General features: G+C 36.7%; 7 protein-coding genes. 2 read left to right on the top strand and 5 right to left on the bottom strand.

Annotated features, from left to right (window positions below; genetic code table 11):
* Positions 1 to 94: 94 nt before the first annotated feature.
* Together lacZ and HC176_RS12815 are read left to right on the top strand one after the other, a co-directional pair.
* Positions 95 to 3,298, top strand: a complete 3,204-nt coding sequence (lacZ, locus tag HC176_RS12820) for a beta-galactosidase, LacZ type (RefSeq protein ID WP_167918905.1) — start codon at positions 95 to 97, stop codon at positions 3,296 to 3,298.
* A 27-nt stretch (positions 3,299 to 3,325) separates the two neighbouring features.
* Positions 3,326 to 4,741, top strand: a complete 1,416-nt coding sequence (locus HC176_RS12815) for a sulfatase-like hydrolase/transferase (RefSeq protein WP_167918904.1) — start codon at positions 3,326 to 3,328, stop codon at positions 4,739 to 4,741.
* Between the two features lie 71 nt (positions 4,742 to 4,812).
* Here HC176_RS12815 and HC176_RS12810 read toward each other — a convergent pair whose 3' ends face one another.
* The 5 genes from HC176_RS12810 to HC176_RS12790 all read right to left on the bottom strand — a co-directional run bounded on the left by HC176_RS12810 (position 4,813) and on the right by HC176_RS12790 (position 13,756).
* Positions 4,813 to 5,841 carry a hypothetical protein gene (locus HC176_RS12810; RefSeq protein WP_167918902.1) on the bottom strand — a complete coding sequence of 343 codons (1,029 nt, stop codon included), beginning with the start codon at positions 5,839 to 5,841 and terminating at the stop codon, positions 4,813 to 4,815.
* Positions 5,842 to 6,144: 303 nt separating this feature from the next.
* On the bottom strand, positions 6,145 to 7,413 hold the full coding sequence (locus HC176_RS12805) for a DUF4998 domain-containing protein (protein WP_167918900.1): 1,269 nt from the start codon (positions 7,411 to 7,413) through the stop codon (positions 6,145 to 6,147).
* Between the two features lie 31 nt (positions 7,414 to 7,444).
* Positions 7,445 to 8,650 (bottom strand): DUF5000 domain-containing lipoprotein, encoded by a 1,206-nt coding sequence (locus tag HC176_RS12800; RefSeq protein WP_167918898.1) that lies wholly within the window; start codon positions 8,648 to 8,650, stop codon positions 7,445 to 7,447.
* Between the two features lie 20 nt (positions 8,651 to 8,670).
* Positions 8,671 to 10,599, bottom strand: a complete 1,929-nt coding sequence (locus HC176_RS12795; protein ID WP_167918896.1) for a RagB/SusD family nutrient uptake outer membrane protein — start codon at positions 10,597 to 10,599, stop codon at positions 8,671 to 8,673.
* Between the two features lie 28 nt (positions 10,600 to 10,627).
* The gene (locus tag HC176_RS12790; RefSeq protein WP_167918894.1) at positions 10,628 to 13,756 is read right to left on the bottom strand and encodes a SusC/RagA family TonB-linked outer membrane protein; all 3,129 of its coding nucleotides are present in this window, start codon (positions 13,754 to 13,756) and stop codon (positions 10,628 to 10,630) included.
* Positions 13,757 to 13,901: the final 145 nt, after the last annotated feature.

Genomic DNA, 13,901 nt, shown 5'->3' with positions numbered 1-13,901 from the left:
ACTATATTATGTCTGTTTTTTTTTAAATCATTTTAACTCCGTTAGAGCATTTGCATTCTGTAAGACTTTTTAAATTTTAATAAATAAATACCCGATGAAATTTTACTGTAACTTAATTTTAATACTAGTACTAACAGTTTCGTGCAATAAAGTGCAGCTTTCAAAACCTATTTATGTAGCTGAAACTTGGGAAAACCCCGAATGGGAAAACCCTGAAATATTCCAGATAAACCGGGAGGCCCCGAGAGCGACATTTTATAACCACAGAACAGTAGAGGAAGCATTAACAAATAAGGGATGGAAGTCGTCTTCATTTTACAAATCACTAAATGGCACTTGGAAGTTTTACTATGCAGATAGTGTGCAAGCCAGACCCAAAGATTTTTACAAAGAAGATTTTAGTTTAAAAGGTTGGGACACTATTTCTGTACCTTCAAACTGGGAGTTAAAAGGTTTTGGACTTCCTATTTATGTTAATGCGGGTTATGTTTTTCCTAAAAACCCTCCCTATATCGCTCATAATTTTAATAATGTAGGTAGTTATAAACGAACTTTTCAAATCCCAACAGATTGGAAAAACAAAGATGTGTTTTTACATTTTGCCGGGGTAAGTGGTGCTATGTATGTGTATATAAACGGCCAAATGGTAGGTTATAACCAAGGCAGTAAAACCCCTGCAGAATTTAAGGTGACAAAATATCTTAAAACAGGAGAAAACCAAATTGCAGTGCAAGTATTGCGTTGGTCGGATGCGAGTTATATGGAAGATCAAGATTTTTGGAGATTAAGTGGTATCGAGCGAGATGTTTATTTGCGAGTTGAAAACCCTGTTTACATAAAAGATATAAAACTTAAAAACGACCTGTCTAGCAATTATAAACAGGGCTTATTTGGTGCGAATATAGATTTAAGTTCATATTCAAAACAGCCGGAAAAGGGGATTGTCGAAATTAAGCTTATGGATAGCAATGAAGAAATCGAAGCTTTTTCAAAGAATTTTGAAATTTCTTCTCAGCAATCTATTGAAGTTTTTCATGAGGGATTAATTTCAAATGTAGTACCATGGACGGCAGAAACACCAAAACTCTATACGGTGCTAGTAACCCTTAAAGATGTTGATGGCAACATTATGCAGGCTACTTCCATAAAAACAGGTTTTAGAAATATAAAGATTGAAAACAACCAATTTTTAGTAAATGGGAAACCAGTATTGTTAAAAGGAGTAAACCTTCATGACCACGATGAAAAAACAGGGCACGTTGTAAGTGAAGAATTAACAATGAAGGATTTGGAGCCGATGAAAAAAAACAACGTAAATGCCATACGTTGTAGCCATTACCCTAAAAATCCGTTTTTCTATTCTATGTGTGATCAGTACGGATTCTATGTTATAAATGAAGCGAACATTGAAACTCATGGTATGGGAACTACCAACCAAGGATTGGATAATAACGAGGAAGCAAAAAAGATACATCCCGCTTACCAACCAAAATGGAAAGCAGCGCACTTAGATAGAACGATAAGAATGTTTGAACGCGATAAAAATCATCCGTCTATCATCACATGGTCTTTAGGAAATGAAGCTGGAAATGGCGATAATTTCGTGGCTACCTATAATTGGTTAAAAGAAAATGACTCTACAAGGCCTGTACAATACGAAGGTGCTACCGGTTATGAAAATACAGACATTCAGGCACCCATGTATTGGCGAATACCAAAAATGATTCAGTATGCCGAGAACAACCCCAACCGCCCTTTAATACAATGTGAGTACGCTCATGCTATGGGGAACAGTTTAGGCAACTTTAAAGACTATTGGGATGTTATTAGGAAATATGATATTATGCAAGGTGGTTTTATTTGGGATTGGGTTGACCAAGGGCTTGTTGCTACCTCCCCAGAAGGGGAGAAATATTGGGGGTATGGAGGCGATTTTGGAGCAGAAAACATCCATAATGATGCTAATTTTTGTTTAAATGGTATTGTTAATCCAGATCGTACACCGCACCCAGGTTTGGAAGAACTTAAAAAAGTTTATCAAGATATTCATTTTAAAGATGCCAATTTAAAAACAGGACAAGTAACCGTTTACAATGAGTATTTTTTTACCAATCTAAATCAATTTGATTTTTCGTGGCAACTTTTTAAAAACGGATCTAAAATTGATGGGGGGATCATAAAATCAATTGATTTAGAACCCAGAACTTCAAAAGTGATAACACTTAATTTACCAGAAATAGATTTTCAATCGGGCGAATTGGCACTTCAACTGTTCGCTAAAACAAAAGAAAAAAGGCCGTTAATACCAAAAGGCTACCCATTGGCTAAAGCAGAGTTTTTAACGGGAACTTATACGCCAATATTCAAAGAAAATACAACAGATAATATTACTATTACGAAAGTTAATGATAGCTTATTTTTTAAGTCTAATAACTTTGAAGCTGGTTTTAACCTGCAGACTGGTAAACTGGTAACATTGAATTATGGTAACGGAAATATAATCAAACAAGGCATTCAACCAAATTTCTGGAGAGCTACAACCGATAACGATTTCGGTTTTAATATGCCAAAACATTTTGCAGCATGGAAAAAGGCAACAGATCAACAGATGTTGACGTCATACGCACTAAAAGCTGGTAATACGATTGTAGACCTATCCTCTCTGTCTGAACATAAGTCCCTTGATACAACGGCAAAATTAGAGTTGGTTTATCAATTACCAGACAATATGGCGCAAATTCAATTAGATTATAAAATAGAGGCATCTGGCCAAATTACGGTTACAAATACACTAAAAGAGGTGAGTGGTGAATTGCCTAACCTACCTCGTTTCGGAAATAATTTTATTTTAAAAGCGGATTACAACCATGTGAACTGGTACGGTAGAGGACCGCAAGAAAATTATCAAGACCGAAATACCTCAGCTTTTGTAGGCATCTATAACGCTAAAGTGGAAGATTTATATGTTCCTTACATACGGCCTCAAGAAAATGGATATAAAACAGATGTTCGATGGGTCTCTTTTACAAATGAAAAAGGAAAAGGTATAAAAGTTACAGGAACAAAACTATTTAGTTTTAGCGCGCATCATCAGTATAATTCAGATTTTGATGCCGGTTTAACCAAGCAACAACGCCATACAACAGATATTAAAAAACGCGATTTTGTGAATATAAATATAGACAATAAACAAATGGGCGTTGGTGGCGATACCAGTTGGTGGGCCAGACCCTTAGAGCAATATCAGATAAAGCCTAAATCGATGGTTTATTCCTATTCTATTTTTCCTTTAAATTAAAGTTTGAATTGAATTAACGAACAAAAAATGAATATTCTTTTTAAAACCATATGTTTTGCACTCTTAACTTTGAGTTCGTTGGGTTGTAAAACAAAATTAAACATACAAACAGAGGCAGTCACAAAGCCACCCAACGTTATAGTTATTCTAGTGGATGATGCCGGCTATGTAGATTTTGGGTTTATGGGTAGCAAAGATTTGCGCACACCAAACATTGATGCTCTAGCAAGTAGTGGCGTTATTTTTACCGATGCTCATGTAAGTGCCACGGTTTGTGCACCTTCTAGGGCCGGTTTGCTAACAGGGAAATACCAACAGAGATTTGGGTTTGAAGCCAACGGTACTGGAGGTATTGGTTTAAGTGACGGTGTTGTAACCATGGCAGATGTGTTTCGAGCCAATGGCTACAATACCTATGCCTTAGGGAAATGGCATCTGGGAGAAGAAATGTCCGACCATCCAAATAACAGAGGTTTCGACGAGTTTTATGGGTTTATTTCGGGTAGTCGTTCTTATTTTCCTTTGGCGAATCCCAGCAAAGAAAAAATGCTTCAACATAATGGAGAGCGTGTGGTTTTTAATGGTTATATGACGGATGTTTTGGGAAACCAGTCTTTAAAATTTATAGAGGATTCAAAAAGGAAACCATTTTTTATGTATTTGGCATACAATGCCGTGCATACACCTATGGAAGCTAAAAAAGAAGATTTAGAGCGCTTTGAAAATCACCCGCGTAGAGAATTAGCAGCAATGACATGGTCGTTAGATCAAAACGTAGGTAAATTATTGAATAAATTAGAAGAACTCGGTAAGCGTGAAAATACCTTAATTTATTTTTTAAGCGATAATGGAGGCGCCCATAATAACCAATCGCAATCTGGTCCGCTTAAAGGTTGGAAAGGCAATAAGTTTGAAGGAGGGCATAGAGTACCTTTTGTAGTGAGTTGGCCAGCTGGGGTTAAGGGTGGCAAACGCTTTGATGGGTTGTCGTCTTCATTAGATATTTTTTCAACCTCTTTGGCGGCAGCTCACATTAGTAAACCCGAAAATCTTCAATTAGATGGTGTAAATTTAATACCATACTTAAGAAATGAAGCAGAAGGGAGCCCACACGGTGAGTTGTTTTGGCGAAAATTAGATGAGTCCGCAGCTAGGATTGGCGACTATAAATTAATTTCGCTTAAAAATTATGGTTCTGTTTTGTATAATCTAGAAAATGATTTGGGGGAAAGTCAAAATGTTATTCAAGATGAACCCAATGTTTTTGAGACGATTTCGGCAAGTTATAAAACTTGGGAATTGGAACTAATGCCTCCGTTATGGGATGAAGGAGAACAATGGATGGGGGTTACCTCCCATATCCATAAACAACTCATGCAAAATAAGGAAGCGGAATACAAAGATATTTGGAGTCCTGCTTTTAGGAAAATTTTGGAGAAGTAGTTGTTGGTAATAGCAGCTTTTTATTTTGTTAGATAGTTGTAATCATGTTGTTCCATTACTGGCAATATTTTCTAATTAAGCATATCAGGAGTAACATAGTTTCCTTTACTCTGAAAACTATGGCCCCAAGAACCTCCTGTTACAGTAAACTCAGATCCATTCCAGGACAATGTTATTGAAGTGGAAAATGGTGCATAATTGGAAATTACAGCTGCAAGTTCGTAATCACAAGAACCATAATAATACATCCCAGCTGGTGTAAAATTAATAATTTTAGCTTTGGAGTCCCCAGAGTATCCAGGTTGGTAATAGCCATTTGCCTCTGTACTTTTGCTTTGAATATATTTAGTACAGTCTGGTGCCCATTGTTCGCCAGAAACTGTTATGCGGGCATATGCATACGAACCACTCCCATAGAGTCCTTCTCGAGTTAACATGATTTCGTCATAAAAAAATATATTAAACGTTGTTGAACAGTCTTCTGTAACATTTTTAATGTTTGATTTTTTTGACATATTGGGTTCGTCGGAACTACAATTTCGTATATAATTTATTTCACTAAGATTAGATAAAATCTCATCATATATCAATTCTTTACCACTAAAAACAGCATTGGTGAAAAATTTTTTACCATGATAGTCCCATTCTAATCGCAGCAATTGATATTGTGAATCTGTAATTTGTAGAAGACGAAATTTGATTATGTCTTTTTGCCTTTTTATTTCATCTACTACTTCTGGTTTTTTCATGTTGTTGATAGTAAAAGGTTGCTTTATTACAAATTCATTTAGGGTGTTTTTATCTTTTCCAATGTAAATGGGTAAATATGTCTTTTCTGTAATAGGTGTATTTAAAATATTGTCAATTGTAGATTCATCACTACTTATTATTTCATAACCTGTCAAAAACAAACCATAAGGGTTTATCTTTACCAGGCTTTTATCTTCCATTATCATCTGTAAAAAATCTTTTTGGGTTTTAATAACCGAATCTATTTTTTTTGTTACAGTTTGGTTACGGTAATCTTCATATGAAATAAGTGTTGAAAGGTCAGGGAGACTAGACTTAGAGAGTTCTTTATTAATGCTAACCTTGTCCATAGTCCCATTCGAGCAACTCGAAAACAACATTAAGCTTAAAATGACTGTGGAATAAAGGCAGAAATTTTTCATTGTCGTAAAGTTTTTATAACAGATATTAAATATAAAAAATAGAAAATAAAATCCTACAAAATTTTAATTAAAAATGAGTTTATTGAAATTTAGATTTGTTCAGTGGTGGCAGCAAGAGTTATTTTATTTGGCATTTCGTTGATCTTAAATTAGAAAAAATATTGAATAAAAAAAAATCTCGAGGGCTATTTCTCGAGATTTTTTATAATATAAAAAATTAAAACAATAAACTTACTGCTTGCTTAACGTGAAAGATGCAAACGTCATATATCTATTAATATTTACTGGTTCGGCATCTGGGTTATTAGGGTCAATACCGTTTGTTGCTGCAAGGCCAATAGCTATATCTGTAAAATCTTCTGTGAGAGTAAATTCTATTGTGTAGGTATTGGCTGGACCAGATATACGAGCAAAGCCAAGTGTAGATGATGCGGTTTCAACATTTTTAACATCGGGTAGGGTGTTGCCCAAGGCTACTGTTGCGTATACTTGATCGTTAACACCGTTGTAATTGTTGCCTTCGGTAACAACTTTATAAGTGTAAGTTCCTGGTGTTAATCGCATTTTTTGGTACACCTTTGCATTGACCAATTTGGGTTCGCCATAGCCACTCACTAGATTGAATATGCCACCGCCATTATTATTGTCATAAACTCCGTAGCCGTTATGGTTCAAAGCACCTTCGTTATGAATCCAATCTTTTGGAGTGCCATATCTAATTCCGCTAAATTCTGCAACAGCAAATGGTTTTACTCCATTTTTAAAGTATGGAGGTTTAGAGATGGGAACTGAAGGTGTTATTACTTTGTAATCTGTATAAAAGGTATCAATTGCTGTTTCTTCTGGCAAGAAGGCTGTACGGTATTTAAAGGTGTTACCGTTTGTAAATTTCTCCAGAGTGATGGATTCTGTTTCAGTGGGAACTTCAATAGTTATTAGGTCGCCATCACTATCTACATACTCCAATTCAGAGAACAAGATACCAGAAGTAAGATCAACTGGTGCAAATTCAACAAAGGCAGATTGGCTTTCTTCTTGTAAATCTTGTTTTATAAGCGGCCTGTTAATTAATGAGTTCTGGTATCTATTGCCATAAACTTTTCCTGTAATAAAAACAGGAATAGAACTGTTATCATCATCATCGAAGGTTTGTATTTCAAAGTTGTAAAGGTTTTCTTCTAATCCATCAATAATATAACTAACAGGTTTGGCTATATCTTCTTTGTTTACGGGTATAACGGTACTTTCTTTTTTGTTAGCCCAATAAACTTTGACAGAAGTTACTTTAGGGTCTGGGCTAAGTAGTCCGTTAAGCTTAATACGGTTTTTACCGGAAAAAGTTTTTAAAGAGTCTATTTTGCCTGTGTATATTATCTCTCCATCAGAAACAAATTTCTTGTAATCATCCTCTTCTTGGTTCGAGCATGAAGAAAGGGCTAAAATGCCCGCAATAACAAAAGTTATGCGAAGTAGCTGTATTGTTTTTATAATATCAATCATTTTTTAATTAAATTTTAATTTTCAATTTATATTATCGGGTATCTCCGTATACTCTCATTTCGGCAATGGCTAAACGCCCAGAACCAGCCCAATTTTCTAAGTTGTTAATTCTAAGGTACCTATATTTGGGCGCTGTAATAGGGATAGGCCAATTGAATCCGTCTTGGGCAAATTCTATATCCTCGTTGTTCTGTTGGGTAAGAGGTAGCCCTGATGGTTTAATTACTTCGTAGGTACCCAACAATTCCCAACTGTCCCAACTGCCGTTGGTGTTTGGAGAGTTGGAACCCCATATCTCAAATTTTCTCATGTTAAATTGCCAATAGTAGAAAAAGCCACTGGACGTTTGTTGTGGATAATCCCAAATCTTTACACGGCTTATTTTTACTTCTTGCCCTAGGTCTATGGTAAAGGCGTGGGGTGGTGGTGGGGCAGCGTCAGTGATATAAATTCTGGGCCAACCTCTAAAGTTATTGTCAAAAAGCCTGTCTAGACCAAATCCAAAATCGTCTGTAGGAGCATCACCAGGTAATGGATAACCACTGTATTGAGTTCTTGGTATTTCAGTTTCATAAATAGGTTTTATAGTTTGAAACAAGGTGTCTGAAGTATTTAAAAACCTATCGCGAATAGTGAATGCAAATTCATAATCTAAAGTATCTAAGCCTCTTATGGTTCTAAAAATTTCATTTGTAGAGGTGTAAATGCTATTGCCATTGGTAACCCAATCGCCGTTATCGTCTTTTTCCATCACTAATATGGCTATATCTGTACGGTCTGGGTTGTCTGCTTCTACAAATAGCCCTCCAAAATCAGGCCCTACCTCGAGGCTTCTAAAAATATCAAATAAGGGAGATTCTTTTGGGTTTATTGTTACCACAACTGGATCGGACTCAACTTCGTTTCTGCTAACTGAATACAGAGTTATGTCTCTGGGACCAGCTTCGGCAAATCCATCAATGAGCAAAGATTTTTTGTAGTATGAAGATTTTACCTCCATATCGGTTCCATTATCAAGTTTGTAAATGGCTTTAACATACAATAAGTTATCATCATCTGGTAAAGCGTAATTGATTTCTGATTTTCCTGATAGATTTGTAACCGTTATGTTGGTTACCTGGCCAGGTACAGAGTTGTCATTACTTAAAGGAGAGTGTTCGTTTTGATCGTCACTACAAGACATTTGCATGGCAAGGCAAACTATAGCTAAGCAGTATTTTAAGATAATATTTTTCATATTCATTATTTTTTATGGTTTTACCAACCAGGGTTTTGAACGAGATTGGGGTTTTGTAAAAGTGTGTTTTCTGAAAGCGGCCATAGGTAATCTCGGGGTGCTACAAACTTTTGAAGTTCTAAAGTTCTTATTTGGTAATATTCTTCTTGTGTAACGCCTAAATAGTTCCAACCTGTAATGTCTTTGTTTAACTCTTCAGATGCTTTTTTCCATCTTCTTAAATCCCAAAAGCGTTGGCCTTCAAAGGCTAGTTCGATTAAACGTTCTTGATGAAGTATTTCCCTCATGCCTTCTTTAGTGGTATATTTTGATGGGTTTACAGAAAAATTAGTCCAGGATTCTGCAATACCTTCAAGACCTGCTCTTTGTCTAACTCTGTTGGCATACTCAAGAACATTGGCTGTTGGGCCTTCAGCTTCGTTTAATGCTTCTGCGTACAATAGGTAGAGGTCTGCCAATCTTATTTCTGGCCATGCGTAAGACCTGTAGGGTTCTCCCGTTGAATTTGTCATGCGCCAATCTACTAGTTTTTTAATATAGTACCCAGAAACATTGTAAAGCACCCCTGCGTTACTACCAGCATAGTCATTATATTTAGCTCGTATCACCCAAGTGTTCTCATCGGATTTGGAAGGGCTGTCCCTTTTGTAGAACGTGCTGCCGTCAAATCCTAAATCTGCGTAAAAGCGAGGTTCTCTGTCAAAATTTATTCTTGCTGTTTGGAAGCCTTCTTCAATGTTATAGCTATCCTCTGCGGTAGCAAGCCTTAATTCTGTTTCGTTAGTGAAGTTCAATGTTTTGTCTTCATTAATAGGAACACCATTTTTAGTATAAAATAATTTGGCCATTTTTAGAGGTGGTGACAAAATCTTTTGTGCAAGAGTATGATTATAATCTGCACTTACAGGAACCATACAGTAATATTGCAGGTTTGTTGTTCTGCTGTTAGGATTAGACCATACAATTTCTGGGTTCCACCGTTCTGTTATGGCTTGCCTAATACTGAGTTTGGTGAGGGTGGTTTCAGATAGGTCAAACTGGTTTTGTTCAAAATAGAACAAGCTATTGCCACTTGCCTCGGCTGATTGAATGGCTGCTAAGGCAGCATCGGCCGCTTTGCGCCATTTTTGTGGGTCGTAAGTGGTATTCATTAATGCTGTGCCTTGGCTATCAACAAAACCAACGTAGTCTGGATTGCCGTTAAATAGTGGGCTTGCTGCCATAGTAAGGAGTTTTGCCTTAATGCCCAGCGCGATGGGTTTTGTTATGCGCCCTAACTCATTGGTTATGTCTTCTATAGATTCTGGTAGCTTTTCGGCTGATTGGTCTAATAAATCTGAGATATATGAAACACATTCATCAAAAGGCGCTCTGTATACATTTATTTCATCGGTTGATGCTTCAATAGGTATATTTTTATCGATTATTGGAATAGGACCATACATCCTGAGTAGATAATAGTGGTAATATGCCTTTAAAAATTCGACCTCTCCAATCCACCTTGTTCTTTCTAATTCGTCTAAATCTCTAGCATTGTTCCTGTCGGTCATTTTTTCTATAAAAATGTTACAATGTCGAATACCATCAAAAATGTCAAAGTTGTTGTTAGGGCCGGCACCATAAGAGTTACCGTCCCAAACATTCACTAATGGGTTACCGGCACGTTGGTTGCCTTTTGCAATTTCAAAATTTGAAACATCGTCTAAAGTGATGTCATTCTTCCAAATTTCGTCTCCAGCGAGCATGGCTATATTGAACCGTACATCGCCGTTTTTAGGTAAATAAGAATAACAAGTGAATAAATATTTTTCAGCTTCGTTTCGTAAGGTAAAAGCATTGTCTATTGTAGGTGCGCTATCTGGAACAACATCTAAGTGGCTCTCACATGATTGAAAGCTTATGATTGATGCTAACAGAATAGCTAGTGTTCTAATTTTATTTAAAAACATATTGTGTGATTTTTTAAATTAAATTTAATTAAAGTCTTGCAGTTAAGCCTATGTTATAAACTGATTGTATAGGGTAACCCAGTCCATTTGCTCCTTGTTCAGGATCCCATAAGTCAAAAGAACTCCATACGGCAACATTTATAGCACTAGCATAAACTCTTAGGTTTTCAAGACCTATTTTGTTGGCGATGGATTTTGGTGCATTATAACCAAACTCAATGTTCTTTAGTCTTAGAAAAGCACCATTGCGCATCCACCATGTTGAAGGTTGGTTGTTGTTTACCTCTTGTTGGGTGCTTAGTCGGGGCCAAAAAGCATAAACGTTCCGGTTACTCTCAGACCAATGGTCATCGGCAATTGCTTTAAGTAATCCACTTTCAGAACTACCATTTATAAAAAATGGTTGTATTAAGTTGGGTCTTATAAAAAAGCTAGACCTGGCCGAGCCTTGAAAAAACAAGCTAAAATCAAAATCTTTATAGCCAATCGTTCCACCAAAACCGTAGATAAGTTCTGGGGTTGTAGGTAGTCCTATCGGTACACGGTCTGCATCAGTAATAGCACCATCGCCATTAACATCTCTGTATTTTATGTCGCCCCCTCGCACATCACCAAACTGTGTGGGTGAGTTTGCTACTTCTTCGTCATCTACAAATAATCTTTCAGCAATTAGCCCATAGCCCTGAGCGATGGAGTTGCCTTTTCTTTTTAGGTACGAAAGTTCGTTAGGATAGTCTATTTCTGCAAACTCTAAAATTTCGCTTGTAGAATAGGTCATATTGGCTCTAAGGCTAGTCCACCAGCTACTAGAAAGCTGTTGATTATAATCCATGGAGAGCTCAAAACCTTTACTTTCTACTTCGCCAAAGTTTGTTGAAGGTGTTACTTGTAGTCCTAAGGTTGATCCAACATCACTTCTTTCTTGAAGAATATTAAATCTATGTTGTTTAAAATAATCGGCCGAAATGGTTAAGGATTTAAACAAACCTACATCTAAACCAATATTGGTTTGTTTGGATTTTTCCCAGGTTATGTTAGGGTTTGAGTATCGACTTGTTGAAACCCCAGGCCTACTAAAGCCAAATTCCTCACCAAAAGAAGCTCCATAGGTACCGTCGTTCAGGTTAACGTTTGATAGGTAGAAGAACCTATCTTCCTGTCTTCCTATTTCATCATTTCCAATCTCTCCAAAGGTAAATCTCAGTTTTAAATCGTTGACAACATTTTTTAAAGGTTGAAAATAGTCTTCGTTGGAAATCCTGTAAGCAAAACCTATTGAGGGAAAATATCCATATCTTTTGCCAGCAGAAAAACGCTCTGAACCATTGTAGCCAAAATTAAACTCAAATAGATATCGATTGTCATAACCGTAGGTAAACCTGCCTGATAAACCGTGGTTTCGGCTAGGTAAAGACGCTTGTAAAGATCCAGCATTGCCGGTTTGATAGCTTGATATTAAATTTATCAACATACCAGAAACAGAGTGCACATCATTAAAAGTGCGGTTGTAATTGATAGCTGTTTCAAGATAAATTCTGGAGTCCAGCCTTTTGTTTCCTGGATTGTAATCCAAAAATTCAGTACCTGTAGTTCCAATTGAACCTTCACTGCCATCGTTTAAAACATTCAGGATTATTTCTCCATTTTCTGGATTTCTTCGAGATGAATAATAGAAGGGATTATAGCTTCTTGTGACATCAAAAAAGGAAAACCTTCTAATATACCCCATGGCTCTTGCGCTCAGGCCTTCAGTCCAAAAGCCTAAATCTTGTTTTAATTCTAACTGTACTTGTAAAGTAGAATTTTTATATACTTGATATCCCCTCACCATTTCGGCATAAGGATTTTGGGCTAAAACACCACTTCCTGGACGAGTTTCGGCACCCCCAAACATGGGGTGGGTTGTAAATGGAGATAGACTTTCCGGGTATACATTAGGAAATAATACCGGATTGGAGTATAGCGCTGAGTTAAATATTCTTTGCCCTCCGCCTATAGGACCAGTATAATCGTCAAATTGGCCATATAGCCTTACAATTCCTTCTGTGGTTGGTGTTAACTGTAGGTTTATATTACTTCTTAATGAGTAATTGTATAATTTAATATTATTATTAAAATCGTTTAGCCCGTTTACGTTTAATAGACCATTATCTACATTAAATGTTCCGGCTACATAGTACTGAGCTTTTTCAGCCCCACCACTGGCACTTAGGTTAAAAGCTTGATTCCAAGTGTAATCCTTTATTAATTGGTCTATCCAATTGTTGTTAGGATAGAGTAGTGGGTTAGCACCAGCAGCAGTTCTTTCTATTTTGTTTTGCGAATAGGGTAACGGCGCCAATGGGTCTCGTGTTAAAGTAGCTTCATTGGCAAGCTTCATGTAAGTGATGTTATCTGCAATCTTAAAATTATCGGTGTTGGAAGAAAATCTGTTTTCAACTCTAAAATCAAACTTAACTTTACCTGCTTTACCACTTTTAGTAGAAATAAGCACTACTCCATTAGCACCACGAGCACCATAAATTGATGCAGCAGCAGCATCTTTTAGTACAGAAAATGATTCTATATCATCGGGTTGTAGTCTGGCCATATCAGTGGGTGAAGATTCAATGCCATCAATTAGGATTAATGGATTGCGTTTACCGGCACCGAAAGACCCCAACCCACGAATAAAGAAATCTGAATTGTTGGCACCAGGTTCACCACTTCTTTGGAATGCAATCATACCAGCCACACGGCCAGCCATCATTGTGGTAAGGTTGCTAGTAGGTGCTTTTAGCTCGCCAGGCGATATACTGGTGATTGAACTTACTAAGCTTTCTTTCTTTTGTTTGCCAAAGCCTACTAGAACGACTTCATCTAGTTCAGAAAGGTCTTCTATAAGAACGGCGTTGATGGTTGTTTCGTTTTTTACAGCAATTTCTTTTGTTTGGTAGCCTACAAATGAAAACACTAGAATGGCTTCATTGTCTGTTACTTTAATTTCGTAATTGCCGTCAAAATCTGCAGCAACCCCATTAGTAGTGCCTTTTTCGAGAACGTTAACGCCAAGTAAAGGGGTTCCGTTATTGTCTTTAACGGAGCCCTTGACTATAATTTGCGAAAAAACAGTCTGGCAGAACAAAATTAGTAGAATAGGTAAATGTTTTTTTTTCATATTTTTCAATTAGGTCGGTTAGTTAATCCTCTGTTGAAAACCTAATAAGATGGCCTTTCAGTTAGAGGTTTTGAGTGTTTATTGCTATTGTGGTAACTAAATTAAGATTAACGATGTGTTAAAAAATGGATAAAAAAATGGGATA

The organism is Tamlana crocina, from assembly GCF_012037625.1.
Note: the sequence above shows the minus strand (reverse complement) of the source record. Positions and strands in the feature narration are given on the sequence as shown.

What these genes read in the sequence shown, in the direction of transcription:
- lacZ (WP_167918905.1), top strand. Translation starts at nt 95, where the DNA reads ATGAAATTTTACTGTAACTTAATTTTAATACTAGTACTAACAGTTTCG.
- HC176_RS12815 (WP_167918904.1), top strand. Translation starts at nt 3,326, where the DNA reads ATGAATATTCTTTTTAAAACCATATGTTTTGCACTCTTAACTTTGAGT.
- HC176_RS12810 (WP_167918902.1), bottom strand. Translation starts at nt 5,841, where the DNA reads ATGGACAAGGTTAGCATTAATAAAGAACTCTCTAAGTCTAGTCTCCCT.
- HC176_RS12805 (WP_167918900.1), bottom strand. Translation starts at nt 7,413, where the DNA reads ATGATTGATATTATAAAAACAATACAGCTACTTCGCATAACTTTTGTT.
- HC176_RS12800 (WP_167918898.1), bottom strand. Translation starts at nt 8,650, where the DNA reads ATGAAAAATATTATCTTAAAATACTGCTTAGCTATAGTTTGCCTTGCC.
- HC176_RS12795 (WP_167918896.1), bottom strand. Translation starts at nt 10,599, where the DNA reads ATGTTTTTAAATAAAATTAGAACACTAGCTATTCTGTTAGCATCAATC.
- HC176_RS12790 (WP_167918894.1), bottom strand. Translation starts at nt 13,756, where the DNA reads ATGAAAAAAAAACATTTACCTATTCTACTAATTTTGTTCTGCCAGACT.